This is a genomic window from Flavobacterium inviolabile (genome assembly GCF_013389455.1).
Taxonomy (GTDB): Bacteria; Bacteroidota; Bacteroidia; order Flavobacteriales; family Flavobacteriaceae; genus Flavobacterium; species Flavobacterium inviolabile.
Genome location: NZ_CP058278.1, coordinates 2223278 through 2242886 on the forward strand (window position 1 = coordinate 2223278; position 19609 = coordinate 2242886).

Annotated in this window: 19 protein-coding genes; 15 read left to right on the plus strand and 4 right to left on the minus strand. The window is 36.9% G+C overall.

Features of this window, described 5'->3' with window-relative positions; translation table 11 throughout:
* Positions 1-188: 188 nt before the first annotated feature.
* Together HW120_RS09970 and HW120_RS09975 are read right to left on the minus strand one after the other, a co-directional pair.
* Positions 189-686, minus strand: a complete 498-nt coding sequence (locus tag HW120_RS09970; RefSeq protein WP_177733719.1) for a hypothetical protein — start codon at positions 684-686, stop codon at positions 189-191.
* A 566-nt stretch (positions 687-1252) separates the two neighbouring features.
* Complete coding sequence (locus tag HW120_RS09975) at positions 1253-2161, minus strand: hypothetical protein (protein ID WP_177733721.1); 909 nt, start codon at positions 2159-2161, stop codon at positions 1253-1255.
* Positions 2162-2496: 335 nt separating this feature from the next.
* Between HW120_RS09975 and HW120_RS09980 the strand changes: the two genes are divergently transcribed.
* The 12 genes from HW120_RS09980 (at position 2497) to HW120_RS10035 (ending at position 12711) form a co-directional block, all read left to right on the plus strand.
* Positions 2497-2730 carry a hypothetical protein gene (locus tag HW120_RS09980; RefSeq protein WP_177733723.1) on the plus strand — a complete coding sequence of 78 codons (234 nt, stop codon included), beginning with the start codon at positions 2497-2499 and terminating at the stop codon, positions 2728-2730.
* Positions 2731-2898: 168 nt separating this feature from the next.
* Complete coding sequence (locus HW120_RS09985; RefSeq protein ID WP_218618712.1) at positions 2899-4740, plus strand: tetratricopeptide repeat-containing sensor histidine kinase; 1842 nt, start codon at positions 2899-2901, stop codon at positions 4738-4740.
* Positions 4741-4751: 11 nt separating this feature from the next.
* The gene (locus tag HW120_RS09990; protein ID WP_177733727.1) at positions 4752-5408 is read left to right on the plus strand and encodes a response regulator; all 657 of its coding nucleotides are present in this window, start codon (positions 4752-4754) and stop codon (positions 5406-5408) included.
* Positions 5409-5551: 143 nt separating this feature from the next.
* Positions 5552-6604 carry a type I restriction endonuclease gene (locus HW120_RS09995; protein WP_177733729.1) on the plus strand — a complete coding sequence of 351 codons (1053 nt, stop codon included), beginning with the start codon at positions 5552-5554 and terminating at the stop codon, positions 6602-6604.
* Positions 6591-7100, plus strand: coding sequence for an SH3 domain-containing protein (locus HW120_RS10000; protein ID WP_177733731.1), 510 nt, complete (start codon positions 6591-6593; stop codon positions 7098-7100). The genes HW120_RS09995 and HW120_RS10000 overlap by 14 nt, the downstream gene beginning before the upstream one ends.
* A 23-nt stretch (positions 7101-7123) precedes the next feature.
* Entirely contained in the window at positions 7124-7534 is a 411-nt protein-coding gene (locus HW120_RS10005) for a TerB family tellurite resistance protein (protein ID WP_177733733.1), read from the plus strand.
* Positions 7535-7537: 3 nt separating this feature from the next.
* Positions 7538-8806 (plus strand): ABC transporter permease, encoded by a 1269-nt coding sequence (locus tag HW120_RS10010; RefSeq protein WP_177733736.1) that lies wholly within the window; start codon positions 7538-7540, stop codon positions 8804-8806.
* Between the two features lie 4 nt (positions 8807-8810).
* Positions 8811-9707, plus strand: a complete 897-nt coding sequence (locus HW120_RS10015) for a hypothetical protein (RefSeq protein WP_177733738.1) — start codon at positions 8811-8813, stop codon at positions 9705-9707.
* Positions 9708-9773: 66 nt separating this feature from the next.
* Positions 9774-10577, plus strand: a complete 804-nt coding sequence (locus HW120_RS10020; protein WP_177733739.1) for an endonuclease/exonuclease/phosphatase family protein — start codon at positions 9774-9776, stop codon at positions 10575-10577.
* Positions 10578-10659: 82 nt separating this feature from the next.
* On the plus strand, positions 10660-11148 hold the full coding sequence (locus HW120_RS10025; protein WP_177733741.1) for a hypothetical protein: 489 nt from the start codon (positions 10660-10662) through the stop codon (positions 11146-11148).
* Positions 11117-11716 carry a hypothetical protein gene (locus tag HW120_RS10030; RefSeq protein WP_177733743.1) on the plus strand — a complete coding sequence of 200 codons (600 nt, stop codon included), beginning with the start codon at positions 11117-11119 and terminating at the stop codon, positions 11714-11716. Before HW120_RS10025 ends, HW120_RS10030 begins: the two co-directional genes overlap by 32 nt.
* A gap of 317 nt (positions 11717-12033) precedes the next feature.
* Positions 12034-12711, plus strand: coding sequence for a PAS domain-containing protein (locus HW120_RS10035; RefSeq protein ID WP_177733746.1), 678 nt, complete (start codon positions 12034-12036; stop codon positions 12709-12711).
* Positions 12712-12778: 67 nt separating this feature from the next.
* Here HW120_RS10035 and HW120_RS10040 read toward each other — a convergent pair whose 3' ends face one another.
* A complete protein-coding gene (locus HW120_RS10040; RefSeq protein ID WP_177733747.1) occupies positions 12779-13126 on the minus strand; it encodes an RNA recognition motif domain-containing protein in 348 nt (115 codons plus the stop codon).
* Between the two features lie 487 nt (positions 13127-13613).
* Between HW120_RS10040 and HW120_RS10045 the strand changes: the two genes are divergently transcribed.
* The gene (locus tag HW120_RS10045) at positions 13614-14258 is read left to right on the plus strand and encodes a response regulator transcription factor (RefSeq protein WP_177733749.1); all 645 of its coding nucleotides are present in this window, start codon (positions 13614-13616) and stop codon (positions 14256-14258) included.
* Positions 14259-14263: 5 nt separating this feature from the next.
* Here the strand turns inward: HW120_RS10045 and HW120_RS10050 are convergent, their stop codons facing one another.
* Entirely contained in the window at positions 14264-17272 is a 3009-nt protein-coding gene (locus tag HW120_RS10050) for a sensor histidine kinase (protein ID WP_177733751.1), read from the minus strand.
* 262 nt (positions 17273-17534) lie between these two features.
* Between HW120_RS10050 and HW120_RS10055 the strand changes: the two genes are divergently transcribed.
* Complete coding sequence (locus HW120_RS10055) at positions 17535-18467, plus strand: helix-turn-helix domain-containing protein (protein ID WP_177733753.1); 933 nt, start codon at positions 17535-17537, stop codon at positions 18465-18467.
* A 14-nt stretch (positions 18468-18481) separates the two neighbouring features.
* Positions 18482-19543 carry a helix-turn-helix domain-containing protein gene (locus HW120_RS10060; protein WP_177733755.1) on the plus strand — a complete coding sequence of 354 codons (1062 nt, stop codon included), beginning with the start codon at positions 18482-18484 and terminating at the stop codon, positions 19541-19543.
* Positions 19544-19609 lie beyond the last annotated feature (66 nt).

The following is a 19609-nucleotide window of genomic DNA, read 5'->3' on the forward strand; positions in this document are numbered from 1 at the left end:
AGGGGGGAATATTTAGAAAAAATTGTGGTTCGATCTCCATAAAGGGTTAGGGATTAATGTAATGGTTTGATATCTAAAGATATGTGGTTCGGGGTTTGACCTATGATCCACCCTTACTTTAAGCGGCTTTAGAAATAAAGCCGCTTTTTTTATGCTGTTTAATCCAACCAATAACACCACCTCAATCTTTACTTTATTACAAAAAACCGGATAAAGTATATCGTAAAAATGACTCCTCCAATTATAAAATAGCCGATAGCCTTATACCTGTTTTTGGCTTTTTTTTGTTCGTCAATAGCTACTTTCTCGTTTACCTTTACATCGCGGTAGCCTTCCGGCCTAAGTCCGTTCCGGAATCTTCTGTCCCTGGAATACATCATTTCCTCTTTTATACGGTACATCATCTTATAGTTTTTGGTATAGTTCACATAACCCCGGTAGATGACAATTAAACTTCCCACCAGCGGTAACACTAATGAAAGTATAATAGCCCAAATGAACTTTACATAAATATATTCCCTTTCTTCTTTCAGATCGGTATTTTGGGTCGTATTTGAAATCAGGTTTAAAGAAGTGACCTGAGAGTCGATATAAACACGATTGTTTAAGGATCTTCCATAATCCCTGCCCGCCTGGTTAACGGCCGACCTGATAAAACCTTTTGCTAAACTGTTAATGAATGCCATACTTTTTTATATTTAGATTATACGTTTTATATGCCTGTTGGAACAAGGCATAATGTTCAGTACAAACTTATTGAAGCGTATGACAGCGGCATTACGGTTTTCCGTAACCTGATATCGGATAGGAGAAGTGAAAAACTGTATTAAAAAACTTATATAAATTTAAATATATAAGAAAAATAGTATAATTTAGAATCATTACAAATTGTTTTATTTTTCAAAAATTGTGTTAATTACTATTTTTTTACTATTTGATGTTGTTTTAATGTAAAAAATAGTCATAAAAATTTTTAATTTAATGAATTTTTATACATTTGAAGAGCAAATTTAAACTCTCATGTCTAATTTACTTGAATCAGTTATTAGGTTTTTTACAAAAAGCAAGAAAAAACAATTAAGTTTTGAAGGTAAATCCAATGTAAAAAGACGCGATGGAAAGACACTTTCCAAAAAGAAAAAACAAAACTGGTATTAAGAAAAGCCTCATTATTATAATGAGGCTTTTCTGTTTTTTAACGATATAATACGTATATATTTAAAAGGCGGGACACAACGTGCCCCGCCTTTTTTTATTTGTTCGGATTTAAATCGATATAGGTACTAATGATATTGGGTGTTATCTTTTTTAATGTTTCCCCGGTTACCGGATGTTTCCCCGGACTATTGAACAATTCTATATTTCTTTCCGGCGATTTGGAATACCAGACTATAGGCTGGCCGCTTTCGTCAAAAAATACAAGAGAAGAACTGATGGGCAGCTGTTTGAATTCCAGTAGCAGTTTTTCATCTAAAGCGATAATTTTTCCCGATTTTGCTGTGGTATTGCAGTCAATAGCTTCATAATGGTCACTGGTCCATATCATACAGTTTTTAGGTGTAAAAAAGTGTTCCGTCATGACCCAGATCAACAATATCAGCACTGTTGCACCACCAATAGCCCATAAGAATTTTGCACTCCGTTCATTAATGGTCAGAGAACCTTTTGGCGGAACCGGTGGTATCCCGTCTTTTTTTTCATCATCTATATTGACAAAGCCTTGGATAGTATCAGGATTCTCCTTTTCATTAGCCATAGTTTCAGATTCACCCGGATCTGTTTCCGCTCCGGCAGAAGTTGGATTTGCTGCTTTTTGAAATTCTTTTGTAAATTTCTGAAGCGGCCTTGGCTTAAAATCCACTAAAATTGCGGCCATGTCAATAGCTTCATCCCGAAGTTCCGTTTCACCTTTTAAAAAAGTTCCTATCGGCTTAAAGCGATCGGTATCTTTTTTTATTTTTTGAACTTCGTCTTCCTTAAACTCAAATCCAAAGAAAATCCTGAAAGCTGATAAATCTTCCGGGTTTTTAGTTTCCGTAAAAATCCTGATGCACAAATCTCTCAATTTTGCAGCAGATGGATTTGGTATTTCCCCAAATTTTTCCTCTTTATATTTTGCCCTGACGGCAGCTTTATAGGCTTCAATTATATTTTTTCTCATAAGCAATAATCAGAATTTATTGGAATAAAACGGAATCTTCAGGAATTGCCGGAATTACCGGAATTCCATTGTAAGTACCTGAAATATTGGACATTTCTTTGCCTCAGAATTAGTTCACGTCTTGACATGCATTAGAGACAAATGTACAAAACTACTTCTAACATAGTGATGCGGAAAAACGTAATGTAATTATCCGGGAAGTATAATCTATACTACGTTTTTACTGCTTCACTACACTTCCCACAAGAAAAATCAAACGGCGTTGTCCTGAAAAAAAGGATCCGGATAGTACTCCGGACAGCAACGCCCATGTCCAAATTTTAATTATTAAAATCATGAAAAAAGTATTTTTTATAGCTGCATTCGCAGTAACAGGAGTGTTGTTAGTATCATGCACAACAGACAATGAGGCAATGTTTGAACCAACTCAAAAACAAAATGAAACAGTATTTCAGAATCCTTATGAAGGGGTTTATGCAAAAGACGGCGATACGATTCCGCCTAATGTTGGAGGTGGCGATACAGGAGGAGATGGTACATTACCAATCAAGCCGCCAAAAAAACCATAATAAATGAGAATATAATTTAATTATAAAATTTAGTAATTTCGGGAAATGATACTTAAAAAGTTTTGTTTCCCGTTTTTATTGGTACCAATTGTAATAGTTCTGTTTTCCTGTTCAAAAGAAAAAAAGAATAATTCACAAAGGTATCCGCCGGTTGTGGACAGTATTAATATGCATATTCAGAATAGCGAAATTGAAACTGATACAACAAAAGAATTCCGATTAAAAGAAATTAATCTTGCCGAACGATTAGCCGGTCAGAATAATATTGATTCGCTGAGACTAAAGACAATGAAGACTAAAGCTGCTTTACTAAACAGCTATTATCCCGATAGTGCAAAAGCATATATTGAAAAGTATATAAAGCTTTCCAGAACAAAGAAAGATACTTTTCATCTGGGCAATGCGATCAGAAATTTAGGATTATATGATCATTATCATGCGAATAATGACAAGGATGCTTTGATTTGTCTGGATGAGGCAAAAATTATTTTTGAAAATAAAAAAGATAGCCTTGAGGTTGTTTATACCCAGCTTTTGATTTCAGATGTATTGGAAAAGTCCAATGCCTATTTTGAAATGGAATCGATTAATACGGATGCACTGGATTTTTTAAAAAACTCCGATATGACGTATTATTATGAGATAATTTATAATAATTTCGGTATTTCCTATAGAAATACCTACGATTTTGACAGCTCTTTAAAGTATTACAATCTGGCGTATAAATTATCGGAAGACAAAGAGAATAAAGCGATTATAGCCAACAATATCGGACTGACCTTAATTTCCAAAGGTGATTATGAGGCCGCTATTGCCGTTTTAAAAAAGACCGAAAAACAGACCTCAAATAGCAGCACTCAGGCTAAAATACTGGATAATCTGGGACTGGCTTATTTTAGAATGAAAGACAATAAAAGCCTGGAGTATTTTAAAAAAGGCTATGATTTGCGAAAATCGAATCAGATTAAAGACGATTTAATTATCAGCAGTATTCACTTGTCCGACTACTATAAAGACACGGATCCGGGACTTTCAAAAAAATATGCCCTGGAAGCTTATCATGGAGCAACCGATATTAACAGAATTGACGATCGGTTAGAAGCCCTGAAACTATTGACCGGTTTGAGTTCCGGTATGGAATCCCGGCAGTATTTTTTCAGGTACAGTACTCTGAATGATAGTATCACTAAAGTGCGGCAATCCAATAAAAACACATTTGCCAAAAACAAATACGATTATAAGGAAGCAAAAGCCAGTGAGGCGGAAAAAAGCCTGCAATTGGCCAAATCGGAAAACCAAAGGCTGGTTATGGCATTTGTTATTTTTGTGGTGGTGCTGATTGTTTTTATAATGTACTGGCGCCACAAAAAAGAAAAACAGCTTACAGCGGTACGAAACGAAGCCCGTTTGCAGAATGAAAAACAACTGGAAAAATACAAAACGGAAACCCGGCTGTCTAAAAAAGTACATGATGAGCTGGCAAACGATGTTTTCAATACGATGACTTTTGCTGAATTAAAAGATTTATCAGATAAAGACAATAAGGAAGTACTGCTCAATTACCTGGATAAGATCTATAAAGGAAGCCGGAATATATCCCGTGAGAACAGTTCGGTCGATACGGGAGTAAATTATCCGGACCAGCTGAGGGACGTGATTAAAGGATATAAAAGCGATGCGGTGAATGTGATGTCTAACGGAATCGATACGATCGACTGGAATGCGACAGAACCCGGAAAGAAAATTGTGGTATATCGTGTTTTACAGGAACTGCTGGTGAATATGAAAAAACACAGTAAGAGTACGATAGTGGTGATACGGTTCCAGATGAATGACGACAAAATCCAGATCGATTATTCCGATAATGGTATTGGTATTGCTAAAAATGACCTGACTTTAAAAAACGGATTGCAAAATGTGGAAACCCGTATTGAAAGCATTAACGGAACCTATACTTTTGAATCTGTTCCTGAGAAAGGATTTAAAGTAAGTTTTTCATTTCCAAAGTAAATTACATGAATATGTTTAGAAAGATTTTAATTGCCGAAGATTTTGATACTGTGAATTTAGGAGTAAAACAACTGTTGGAAGAGTTCGCACCAAAAGAGAATATTCAGCATGTACAGTATTGTGACGATGCCTTGTTAAAAGTTAAAAGAGCCCTTTTTGATAAAGAGCCGTTTGATTTGTTAATCAGCGATTTGTCTTTTGTAGAGAACATGTTTCGCGAGAACAAATTAAATTCGGGTGAAGAACTCATCGCTGCGATCCGCAAAGAACAACCGGATATAAAAGTCATTGTTTATTCTGTAGAAACAAAACCGTATGTCATTAAGTATTTGTTAGAAGAACTGGATTGTAATGCCTATATCAGTAAGAGCCGGGAAAGCATGCGGGAATTCAGGCAGGCTATAAAAGTGATTTCCGGCAGTGATGAGAAGTTTGTATCGCCGGAATTGAAATACAGTAAGGCGGAAACGGAGCTGGATGAAATTGACGAGCTGGATATTAAGATCATTGCGGCGCTGTCAAAAGGTGCCGATCAGAATGAAATTGCCGATGATCTGAATTATAGCCGGAGCAGTATCGAAAAACGTATCAATCGATTAAAAACATCGCTCAAGGCTAAAAACAACCCGCATCTTGTAGCGATTTCAAAAGATCTGGGATTAATTTAGAAAAAATGAAGTACAAAAAAACGCCTCCATTCCGGGGGCGTTTTTTATTTCCGGCTATTTAAAAATTGCTTTTACGGAAACCCGTAATGGATTCATCCGTAGTAGGTATAGTTTTGAAGTGTTAAACAAAATATAAAGCAATAATGGAACTAATTACCCAAATCAAATCCTTAGCGGATAAAATCAATCAGTTAAAAGATAAAATAGAAACGGAAGAATCAACAAAACACGCTTTTGTATTGCCGTTTATAAACCTGTTAGGTTATGACACTTTTAATCCGACAGAAGTAGTACCGGAATTTACAGCAGATATCGGACTGAAAAAAGGCGAAAAAGTGGATTATGCTATTTTTCAAAATGAAGAGCCGATTCTTATTGTAGAATGCAAAAACTGGAAAGAAGACCTTACGGTACACAATTCACAACTGTTTCGCTATTTCCATGTTTCCAAAACAAGATTTGCGCTATTGACAAACGGGATCCAGTATCAGTTTTATACGGATCTGGAAGAAAAAAACAAAATGGATGAAAAACCATTTTTAGAGTTTGATATTACCAATCTGAAAGAGAATACGGTTCACGAAATCAATAAATTCCACAAATCCCATTTTGATGTCGATAAAATTGTAGACAATGCCAGTGCTTTAAAATATACCCGGGAGATCCAGAAACAGATCAGCGAAGAACTGCAAACCCCGTCGAATGAATTTGTAAGACTTTTTGCTAACAGGGTATACGCAGGACGATTAACCGAAAAGGTAATGGAAGAATTCAAAGGACTGGTACATCGCGCCTATAACCAGTTGATTAGTGATAAAATCAACGACCGGCTGAACTCTGCTTTAAATAAGGAAGCACAAAAACAAAAAACAGACCAGGTTGAAGCCGTTGAAGAGACTAAGATCAACACGACCGAAGAAGAAATGGAAGGCTATAGAATTGTAGTGGCTATTTTGAGAAGAAAACTGCCTACAGACAGGATCGTTTGCCGGGATACCCAATCGTATTTCGGAATATTACTGGACGATAACAATCGCAAGCCATTGTGCCGTTTGCATTTAAATGGCGGTAAAAAATATATCGGATTATTTCATGAGCAAAAAAATGAAGTAAAGCAGCACATCCAGTCGGTTGACGACATCTATCTGTTTGAAAAAGAACTCCTGACAACTGCAGCGCTTTATGAAACAGAATAAAACCAAAACCCTGTTACTGCTTTTACTGGCAGGTTTTATGGGAATACCTGTTACTGCGCAGGTAAAAAGCAACCTGATTGCTTCCTGTTGCGAGAGTGACGGAGGAAGATGCTCCGGATCCAGTTATTGTTCTGCCTGTACGAATTGTAGCCGTTGTAAGCATTGTAAAGCTGGCGGAACCTGTGGTGCCTGCAGTAATGAAAGCAGTGATAGGGAAGCGCGAACGTATCGGAAAAAGGCAGACCGAAAACCGGTAGTTATAATCGATAAAGCTGTTAAAACGACTAAAAAAACGTTGTACTATACCAATCAGCCCATATTTATAACCGTTGCCTTTGTCAATCTCCGGCAAGGTCCCGGAACCAATTATAAAATACTGGAAAAAGTAATGAAAGGCAGCCGGGTTTTATATATCGAAACAACGGAAGCCTGGATCAAAGTCAAAGCAGAAAAAACAGGCACTATAGGCTATCTGCATAGCGACAACCTCAAATAAACAACCTTAATAAATGTATATAGATGAATACAACTATTGCCATGTCAATTGAATTAAAAAGTCATTTTCTCCGACTGTATCAGATGGCGTTATCCGATGACAGCTTTGATGTTTTAGAGCTACAGATGCTTTATCATTTTGCAGACGAAAGAGGCATCCCGAAGGATGAACTGGATAAACTTTTTATGAATCCGGTCAGTACTGAAACAGTGCTTCCGGAAGATCTGGAAACGCGAATCGAGTACCTCTATGACCTTACCCGGATTATGTGGGCAGACGGAAAAATTACCGATGATGAAAAGAATACCTTAAAAAAGTATTGTAAAAAGTTTCAATTTCTTGAGGAAAACATAGAAGAGCTGGTGAATTATCTGATTGATTGCGTCCAGAAAGGAATTAAAAAGGAAGAAATTATTAATCAATTAAACGCATAAACGATGAAACCACTACAGCAATTGTTTAGCTTAAAAAAAGTTGAAGATTCCCAAAACGGTAAGCCGGAAGACCGGGAAGAAGACAAAGAACAGATCCGGATCACCTATTACCAGAGTGGTTTTGCCGCTTCTATAAAGGCTACCGGTAAGCCGATAGTATTAAAAGCCTGTCTGCAAAATTTGTTTAACAGTTTTGAAGATCAGTGCAGAAGGCAGAAACTGGAGCAGGAGCGACTGAAACAGCCCTATAGGGAAGAACAGGAAAAAAGCAGAACCGAGCTTAAAAAATGCGAAACGGCTATTGGCATTTATGAAAAAAAGGAGCAGGAGATAGACGCAGATATGGAAGCTGTGCGAAAAGAAATTGTTGAGGTCAAACAGAATCCTGAAAAATATGGTATTGAAGACGGGAAAAGCCTGAAAGCACAATTCTATATCGGTTTGGCGCTCTTATTGCCCATTACGCTGTATCTTCTGGTATTCTATATTTCGGCTTCCTATTCGGCTTTTTTTAAAGAGTTTTCCAATGACAGTCTGACAGCAGCCATTTTTGATGCCGATGCTTTAAACAATGCCTTTAAAGCCAGCTGGCTCGAAGGAGTCCTGGTCATTACAATCCCGTTTGTATTTATGGGATTGGGCTATGTGATTCACATGGTGCAAAAGGGCAAGGGAATCAAAAACCTGTTTAAAATTGCAGCCCTTTTCCTGATCACCTTTTTGTTTGATGCTCTATTGGCTTACCAGATCGAAAAGAAAATATATGAATTCAACAAGACCTCCGATTCGGCTTTGTATAACCTGAAAATTGCCTTGGGTGAAGCGGAATTCTGGATGATTATTTTTGCCGGATTTGTGGTATATATTATCTGGGGACTGGTTTTTGACTTTATGATGAAAGAATATGAAAACATGGATAAAATAAAAGCCTTTATCAGAGGGAAAAGAGAAGAACTGTTCAACATGGACGGCTTAAAAGCAGCCAATACCAAAAAACTGAACGACTTTAAACAACAGGTAACGGCGATCAATGGTAAGATCTCGGAATTGCAGTCTAAAATTGACGGATTTGTTTTCCCGGTTAAGGAATACCTTCATTACCACCACCAGTATAAGGAAGGATGGTATCAGGCTATCAATACCGAAATTGCACTGCCGCATAAAGAGAAAACTGAATTGTTGGAAGATTGTGAATCGGTTTCAGACAGGCATTTAAGCGATTTAAGATTAAGTGATCCGGATTTTCAACATTTGGTTTATGCTAAAATTTAAGATTATGAAAAGAAAGATACAATTCGCTGCATTGGCAGTATTTGCCTTATGCCTTGTTTCCTGTAAAGAAGATAAAGTAACGGATAAGCCAGGCAATGGCGTTAAAAATGCTTCGGAAAACTATAACGTGAGCATTCTCCTGGATTTATCAGACCGGATTGACCCGGTTAAGCATCCGGATAAAACAATGGAATACTATGTAAGGGATATCGGTTATATCAAATCGGTTTCGGAGGCTTTCACCGAACACGTTAGAGGTAAAAGAGTGCGTCAGGCGAATGATAAAATGCAACTGTTTTTTGATCCCGAACCGAGTAATACCGAAATCAATGCGATATCCGATAAGCTGAAAACAAAGATTGATAAGGACAATATTTCAAAAGAACTGCTCGATAACGTAAAAACTACTTATGAAACCAATCCGTTACAGATATACGAACTGGCTATAAAAGAAAAAGATTATCCGGGCTCCGATATCTGGCGTTTTTTTAAGAATAAGGTAACCGATTATTGCATCGATGAAGATTACCGGAACATTTTGGTTATTTTGACGGACGGTTATATTTTTTATAAAAATTCGGAAATAAAAGAAGGAAACAGAACCAATTTCCTTCTTTCCAAAACGATCAAACAGAACGGTTTAAACGTTTCGCAATGGAAAGAAAAGATGAACAATAACGATTTTGGATTTATCAAAGCCAATGAGGATTTGTCGAACCTGGAAGTACTGGTACTGGGAATTAATCCGGATTCTAAAAATCCTTATGAAGAAGATGTAATTAAAGCTTACTGGGGAAAGTGGTTACAGGAAATGAAAGTGAAACGCTTTGAGATCAGAGGAGCCGAATTACCGTCCAATATGGAAAAAGTAATTAAAGACTTTATAAACAAAGGAAAATAAGTTTACCGCCAAACATTACGATCAAATAGTTATTTTAGTAGATTCTAACCCCTTTATAGAGCCTATATGCCTAAGAAAATCATAGCCCTGTTTTTTATTTTATGGAGTTGTCTTTCCTGGTCACAGGTAAAACTGTGCAGCTGGAACCTTTCCAATTTCGGGAAAAGTAAAAGTGATGAAACCATTGCTTTTATTGCGAATACAGTGAAACAGTATGATGTTGTTGCAATTCAGGAAGTTGTTGCCGGATATGGCGGCGCGCAGGCTGTAGCCCGTTTGGCTGATGAACTTAACCGGAAAGGTGCCCAGTGGGACTATGCGATTAGCGATCCTACTTCGGGCAGTTCTCATAAAAAAGAACGTTATGCTTTTATATGGAAAACAGCCACTGTCCGGAAAAAGAAAATCTGGCTGGAAAAGAAATACCATTTAGCGATTGACAGAGAGCCCTATTTTGGAAGTTTTGACTATAAAGGGAAAGAATTTACGGTGGTTAACTTTCATGCGATAACCCGGAAGAAACAGCCGGAAACGGAGATTAAGCACTTTAAAAAACTGCCTTCTCAGTATCCTGAAAACAACCTGATTTTCGTGGGGGATTTTAATTGTCCGCAATCGCATACCGTTTTTAATCCGCTGAAAACAATGGGATATCGTTCGGTTTTTAAGAATCAGAAGACCTCTTTAAAGTTAAAATGCAAAAAACAGGAATGCCTGGCATCAGAGTTTGATAATATTTTTTACAACTCACAAAAAGTAAAACTGCTGACTAAAAATACACATTTGTTCTATAAAAACTTTGAAACGATGCCGTTAGCCCGGAAAATTTCGGATCATATTCCGGTATGTTTTACATTTATGCTATTGTAGTTCTTATAAAAAAGCAGGGTAGCTAACTGTTTGATAATGTGTTGGTGTAAACAAAAAGATTATTAATATAAATCGGATGTTTATGAAAGAAAAAATACTTTTTTGTATCACTTTTTTATTTCTTTTACTGGCTGGCTGTAAAGGCGATGCGAATGATGAGGTAACGGAAGAAACGGAAGGATTGGGTATTATGACTACTATATCCAGAGTGAGGGATACCAGAACGTGTGCCAAAGACTGGGATGGCGATTACTGCGCCGATGTTGCTGTAAAGGAAAACAATAGTGCAAACAACCTGAACCTTGTGGTTACGATAGCAGATGGTTATTTAAAAATAATTCACAATGAAGACAAAACGGTCGTAGAAGGCTTTGAGAAAGTTTTTTTTGATGAAGACGGTTACTCGATTTTTGAAACCAATGGAAAGGAATATCAGATCCGGATCCTGGATAAAATGGAAAATTGTTTTAAAGGGAATATTTCGCAGCGATGTTACGGTAAAACACAAAAAGGAAAACGCTGTAAAGCCAGAACATTGGATGAGAGCGGTTATTGCTGGCGGCATAAATAAAAAAGAACAATTCAATTGTTCTTTTTTATTTATGCTATACAGATTGCATTATTTGTTATTCGCAGGTAGTAGAAGTCCACTAAAAAGTTACGCTTATGAGAAAAAAAATACTATTAAAAATATTATTGCTATGCTTATTAACATCCTATGGGCAAAAAAAAATGGGATAAGAATAAACACTGTTGAAAAAATTAAAACAACACCTTCAGAAATAGTAAATTTCATTCCTGAAATTAATAAAAGAAATGGCGATTACTGTGCTAAAGTTGTTGTAAATGATATGAAAAGTGCTTATACAAAAAATTTAGTAGTACGTCTTTCGAACGATTTTTTATTAGCCATTTATAATGACGATAATACCGTAATTAAAGGATTTAAGAAAATTCATTTTGATATTAACGGATATACAAAATTTGTAACTAACGGTAAAAAATACCAGATTAAAATTCTTGCTGCGTTAGAAGACTGTAAAGGATTGCCAAGAAGATGTAAAGGAAAAACCCAGCTGGGTAAGAGGTGTAAATGTATAACCAAAGATGAGAGTGGTTACTGCCATCATCATAAATAAAACTATAAAATTTTAAGATTTTTCTTATTGTTAATTTCTGTGATTAAAATGAACACCTGTAATTTTCAGATGACGGGGTCATAGAAAAGAGAAATAAGCCGGATTCTGCCATTATTTTAAGGGATATATTAGAATTTGTTCCTGTTTTGTCTTAAAAAAACAGGAATATAACGATGTGTGTTAACTGTAAAATTCTCGTTAATTATAGTTAAAATTATGTTTTTTTTAAGTTTTGACAGGTAAAGCATTTTGTAATTTTGTTACTGTTTTAGGGGTTGAAGACTTTGGTCTTCATTATTGAGTAAATTACATTCATAATGCAAAAGAATATAAAAGATCTCCGGATCTTATTAGATAAAAATTCAGATGATATCAACTTTAATATAATCTCATCCATTACCGACAAAAAAGGAACGATCCTTTATGCCAATCAGAAGTTCTGTGAGATTTCGAAATACAGGGAAGAAGACCTGATCGGGCAAAACCACCGTATATTGAATTCCCGGTATCATTCCAGGGAATTTTTTAAAGAGATGTGGGAAACCATAGGCAACGGCAACGTTTGGGATGGAGAGGTGCGCAATAAAGCCAAAGACGGAAGCTTTTACTGGGTCTATTCGATTATCTTCCCGGTCTTTGATGAAAACAACGCCATCATCCAATATTTTTCAATCCGGGTGCCGATAGACGAAAAAAGAAAACAGGAAGAGCAGCGGGAAAAAAGAATTCGCCGACTTGAAAAGATACTGTTTAAGATTTCACACGAAGTCCGCCAGCCGGTCACGCAGATATTAGGTGTTTCGGATCTTTTAAACGATACCCAGCTCAATCAGGAAGAATTACGGATATTGATTAACGGCATGAAAAAATCGGCTGCCTTACTGAATTTGTATACCCGGGAACTCAATCAGTATGTTCACAACATGAAAAATGAGGAATACGAATTATTACTGTCGGCTTGCGAACCGCAGGATGACGATAATTACTGTATTTAAAAAGGCCTGTAAAAAAATAAAACCATCTACTACAGATGGTTTATATTTTTTTGGGCTATTCCAATAATTAGTAACGACCTCTGCCGCCTCCGTTATTGTTACCTCTGTTTGAGTTATAACCACCATTACCACCACGGTTGTTACCGCCAAAGCCATTGCTTCTTTGTGTTTGTGGTCTTGGTTCTGATTTATTCACTACAATTGTACGACCGTCGATTTGTCCTCCGTTCAATTCATCGATAGCTTTTTGAGCTTCGTCATCATTTGGCATTTCGATAAAACCGAATCCTTTACTTCTACCTGTGAATTTATCTGTAATAAGTTTAACCGAGTCAACAGTACCATACTCTTCAAAATATCCTCTTAAATCTGCTTCCTCTACGTTAAATGGAAGACTTCCAACAAAAATGTTCATTTTATATAAAATTAAAATTAAGACAAAGGTAGGCTATATATCGAAACCGAAGTTCTTTTTTATGAAAACTTTTTACCGGAGATTCTCTTTTATTGAAAAAAATTTAAACAAAAGGATTCTTTCTCCGTTACTTTTGAAAATAATTGAGATTTTTATAAAAAAATGAAAGAGATACTGATAAAGTAAGCAAAAAGCGCTGACAGAAAGGGCTTAAAAGTATAAAAGCCGACCTGGAGCAGTCGACTTTTATGGTGAACGTGTAACCACATTTACTGTGCGTTCGCTGCAAAAGTAAGACAATACATTGGATAAAATACTATAATTGCATAAAAAAACAGACTTTTTTTTTAATTGGTTTAAGAACAGTTGATTAGGAACGTTTTTTTTGATTTTCTTCCTTTTCGTACAGGAAACGGATGGTAACATGAAAAAAACAATATATTTGTAAGGTTAACTAATGTTTGCTACTAAATACAACAATTGAGCGATGACTTCTGAATATAATTTACTTTTAGCTGATGATCATAGTGTTGTTAGACAGGGCGTTTCCCTGATTCTTAAATATTCGCTGCCAAATATTAAAATTGTCCAGACCGATACTTTAAACGGTATATTGGAGAAACTAAGGAACGAACCTTTCGATTTGCTGATTCTGGATATCAATCTTCCCGGCGGGAATAACGTTTCGATGATTGAAAAAATAAAAAGCATCCGTCCGGAAATCAAGATTCTGATGTTTTCTGCTTTCGAAGAAGATGTTTATGCCATACGCTATATTAATGCCGGGGCAAACGGCTATCTTAACAAGCTTGGCAATGAAGAAGAAATTGTAGAGGCGGTTGGAAAAGTATTAAAAACGGGCAACTATATCAGTGAGAATCTGAAAGAAAAACTCATCAACGACTTACTCAATAAAAACAAATCGGGAAATCCGCTGGAAAAACTGTCCAATCGGGAATTGGAAATAAGCCGGTTATTGGTAAGCGGATACGGCAATCTGGAAATTGCCAATCATCTGAACATTCAGATGTCGACCGTTAGTACCTATAAAGGACGGATATTTGAAAAACTGGATGTCAAAAATGTAGTTTCCCTTGCCGATCTTTTCAAATTATATGAAGAAAGCGTTTAGTACTGCTAACGTTTGAAAAGGAGGGTGATTACCGTTCCTTTATTTTCCTCACTTTCAATTTTAATATCACCGTTCAGCAGGTTTAATAGCTCGATGATAATCGTAAAACCAATCCCTTTTGTAAACTGCTTTTCATAATGCTCCGATTTTATTCGCTGGGATAAAGTCTGGTAATAGGCTACCAGTTCCGGGTTCATTCCAATTCCGGTATCGGTAAGAATAATGCCAATCGTGTCCAGGGTTTTATAGCCGCTAAAAGTGATCGTGCCGGCTTCCGTATTCTTAACGGCATTATCCAGGAGATTATGAATAATAATTGTAAACAATTGCTTGTTGAGCGTTAAATGCAGCAATTCCGATACATTATTTTCCAGTACCGTTTTCCGGGACTTGGCAATTGGCTCAAATAACTTTATTTTCTCGTTAATCAGCTGGTGCAGGCTGAATCGTTCCGTATGGATATCATTCTTGTTGAGGTATGTTTTGGAATATTCCAGCAGGTTATTCACAAAATGAAAGAGCTCAAAAGAAGAAGTATACATCGTTTTGATGTTCTCCTGAAAGTCAGGATTGTCACGATCCAGGTTTTCATACAGGTATTTACCGGTTAAAGCCATGTATTTTAACGGGCTTTTGATATCGTGCGTAATCGATCCGATCAGTTTTTTATGGGAGTGGATCTGTTCGCTTAAATCTGCTTTGGTCTTCGTTAAAACATTAATCGTATTTTTTAATTCCGTGGTATGGTAAATGATTTTCTTTTCTAATAAAAGATTTCGGTGACGGATGTATTTTGTTCGCTGCCGGAAACCGAAATACAGCAGCAGCAGGAATGTGATCAGGACCAAAATTTTAAACCAGATGGTCTGCCAGTAAGCAGGCGGTATGATGATCGTGATGGTCTTGTATTGGTATTCAGAATCAAATCCGTTTAGTTTCCGGGCGGTTAATTTGTATTCTCCCGGGTATAATGACGTATAGGAAATGGTATAATTATCATTGGTTTTTGTCCAGTACTGGTTATCGGCATTATCCAGTTTTACTTCGATGTTCAGATTTTCAGGATTTCCGTAAAAAGGGCTGTTCAGGAAAAACGTAACACGGCTGAAATTGCGGTTTATAACAATAGTATCTTTAAAGGTTACCAGTTTATTGTCTATACGGGCTTCATTGATATAGATAGGATTTGTGGGCAATATCGGCCTCACAGACTGACTGTCGAAAAAGACCATTCCTTCAAATGACGGCAATGCGATATAATGATTGGCTAGTTTTGTAGCGCAGGGCGAACAGCCGCCGTTAAACTCATTGGATTTAAAACCGGAAGCCTTATCATAATAGTGATAATAGATCGTGCTTTTTTTCTTATCGGCATACGCAATCAGGCTGCTTTTCGCTACCTGAAAAAGACCTTTATTGGTTGTAATCCACATATATCCTTTTGCATCTTCAACAATACAATGAGCCGAACGGATGTATTTGTTTCTGTCAAAAGGAAAATGGGTGGTGACGTTGTTCCGGATCAGGAAAAAACCGTTATTATAGGTATTAACCCAGATTTCATTTGCCCTGGAACTTTGAATCCCGCGAATATAGGCATTGCCGATGAGCTGGTTTTTAACGATGCTTTTTTGTTTTAAATCGACTATATATAATCCGTTCTGGGAACCGATTACAAATTTATGAGCCCCGATTTTTTGGGCACTGTTCGGCAAGAAATTAAAATCGGCTGCCCAGTTTAATTTTTTAGCATCATCATCCGGATCGATATAGTATAATTTTCCTTCATCATATTTTTTATAATTGGAAGCGCCAATCCACATCAGTCCTTTGTCATCTTTATAAAGCAAACTGGGCGTGAATTTTAAGGACCAGTCATCAGATAAACTGTAGTTGCTGCTCTTTTTATAGCGGTGAAAGCTGTTTTCATAATTAATGGTCCACAAATCCCCGTTATTATCCAGTATGGAGAAAAATTTATCGGTTTTCAGGACTGTTTTTAAATGCCTGATCGTTCCGTTGGAGCTGATAATTTGCCCTCTTCCGGTCACAACACTAACCGAATCATAAGCAAAACTGGAGTATACCACCGGATCCTGAATGTCGGTATAGCTTTTAAAGTTTTGCGGGCGGACAATCATAAAACCCTTTGTCAGGCTTCCGATATAGACTATGCCTAACTTCGGATCGTAGTAAAGGGTGCTGACATTATTTTTTACGGTATTAAAATCGGAGAGTATCAGTTTGGGCGTTATACCGTTTTTGCCGGCCGTCAGGTAATATAATTTTCCATTTTGATACATAAAAGCCTGGTCGATGGCATTATTGGCATAAATAGTTTCGTCTCCGTTGGTGGGCATGTTGAAATTGATCTTTACCAGTCTGGTGGGCGAAACGATAAAATAGTCTTTTTTATTTTTTAAAAAGAGCTTATCGTCAATAACAAAGAACTTTGTTCCGTTAACGAACCGGTTGCTGAAGGCACCCAAACGCTTGTGTTTGAGGTCATATAAGCGGATACTGTCCCTGGTAACACTATAATAATAGTTTTTCAGTAGGATATTATATGTAGGGCTGTTTTTAAAATAGGAGGTATAAATGTCAACATTGTTGCTGAATAAATACCCTAATTCCTGATTTTCATTGCGGTCCTTTGTCTTTTGAGGTAATACTTCCGGTACCTGATTAACATGTACTGTCTGTCCTACATCTGTATTAACGCATAAACCATCACTAAACCGGGATTTTTTCAGGAACATCATCCTGTTGGAACGCAATCCGGTTATGTTGTCACTGTTATACACTTTAAACTGCTGCCCGTCAAACCTGACCAGGCCGTCTTCTGTGGTCATCCAGATAAAGCCGTCTTTATCCGGTGCAATCGATTTAATGCTGTTTTGAGGAAGTTCGCCGTTATCGGATGTAAACCAGTATGACGGCAACCTGTTCTGACAAAAACTCTGCTGAATGCTTAAGATAGTAAGGAAAAAAAGAAATCGGGTGAGAGCATTCATAGCTTTTTTCGGAACAGTGTAGAAATTTGAATGGATTTTGCCAAAGTGCTCAATATTACAAAAAATATATTAGTAGGAATTTTTTTTCTTGTAGAAATAATTCTACAAGAAAATAGAAGGATGGCTATATCGGGTTCCTATATAAGTTCTGATATTTGTAGTCCCCCAAATTTAGAATTGATACTTTAATTAAACCTTAATTTTAATTTAGATGAAGTCAATCCTAATTTATGCATACAGGTATGTAAAATCAATGTTTAATATGACAACTTTAAAAAGCATATTGGCATTTGTTTTATTACTGGCAGCTGTACATTTTAGTTGTTTTTATTTTAATGAGCGTCCGCCATTGGGACTTCTCTACGGACCGTTACTTTTTTTAACGGTGGCGAAATCAATTAAAAAAGGGTATTGGCTGCATTACCTGCCTTTTGCAATAAGCAGCGTGACCTTCTCGATTTTAAAATTTAAAGAACAGGATGTAAATGCCGGTCCTTGGGTAAACTATTTCCTGCTGTATTTTATCAGTGTGGGGATTTCGCTGTTTGTTTATTCCTGCCTGATATGGAAATCCAATAAAAAAAATATCGCAAAAACCGAAGGAATCAGTATCGGACAGGAGCTGGTGCAATTGTTAGCCTATGGCGGTTTGATATCGTCCCTGTTAATCGGATTACTGGTCTTTAAAAAGAAATGGCATGCTACCGATTTTGGCTTTGACCTTAACTGGATGCTGTTTTTCCTGCTGGGCACTTTTATGCTCCTTATCGGAATCTATTTATTGTGCTATGAGGACAAGACAGCCATTAGCCTTACCGCGAAAAAAGAACCACAGCAGTGTTTTGACGACACGATGTCTGCCAATTATATCGAAACATTGGACAAATGTGTCAGAGAAACGGATTTATACCGCAATCCGGATATTTCGTTAGACATGCTTGCCAGTCAGACAACCATACCCAGGCACCATTTAACCCGGCTGCTGAATGTTTATTTAGGAAAAAACTTTTATCAGTATATCGCCGAGTTAAGGATCGAATATGCACTTGGCTGTCTGAAAAATGATGCCGGAATAAAAATAGAATCACTGGCATACGAATGCGGCTTTAATTCCAAAACCTCATTTAACCGCTATTTTAAAGAATATACGGGATACCTTCCGTCGTATTATAAAACAATTATACACCATTCATAAAAAGGAAAACCCTTATGCTTTTTCTTCTTTTAATCATGATTGTCTGCATTTGCGGACTAACATTATATGTGCTCCAAAAAACAAGATCCGGTTCTTCCTTTAATGAAGTACTGTTTTGTGCTACAGCCTGTTTAATGCTGCATGCCGCGTATGCTTTAATAGCGCGGTATTTTTTTGATGCGCTTCCTTTTGTCGACAGGGGAGCACCGTTCGGATTGATGTACGGGCCGCTTTTATACCTGGCTGCATTTTCAAATGATGCCGGAAAACTAAAAAAGAAAAATATCCTGTTGCATGCCTTTCCCTTTTTGCTGGCAACCGTTTGTTATATCGTGTTTTTATCGGAAACGGATTTTAGAAATGCGCATCTTTCAGCCTATTATGCAGTGCTTTACGGAAGCAAGACAATCTCAATGTTCGTGTATGTCCTTGTGATTTTCTTTAATCAGAAAAAAATAACGAACGATCTTAGTCTGCGGAACCTTGTCAAGTCTGCTGCTATCTGGCTGATCTTGATCGCCAGTTTGTTTGCCAGTATCATGATTTCCAGAGTACTGGAAAGAAAAGACATCGGGGTTATGCTGCCGGGTGTTGTCATTTACGGAAGTATGCTTTTGGTATCGGCACTTATTTTTAAATACAGCATTGGGAGGCTTCTTGCCGGTGCCGGAGCAGCAGCACAGAACCAGGAAACCGAGAAACAAAATCAACAGTATAAAAAATCGGCATTAACACCAGCCATGCTGGAAGAATATGAAGAACGGCTGGACAAAGCCATGAATGACGATCTGGTTTTTCTGGATACGGAACTTTCACTGGAAAGCCTTTCCAAAAAAGTCAAAATTCCGAAGCACCATCTGACGCAATTATTCAACACAAAAATCAACCGTTCTTTTTATCAATACATCAATACTTTCAGAATAACCTATTCCTGTCAGCTTTTAAAAGAAGCCACGGAAATTACGTTGGAAGAAATTGCTTTTCAAAGCGGATTTAACTCAAAAGTATCGTTCAACCGCTATTTTAAAACACAGATGAATTGCACACCGTCGGAATACCGGCAGCAGTATCATTAATAAAAAAACAAAGAATACAAAACCGGACAGCAGTTCCGGTTTTTTTATACCCGTATTAATACGTGT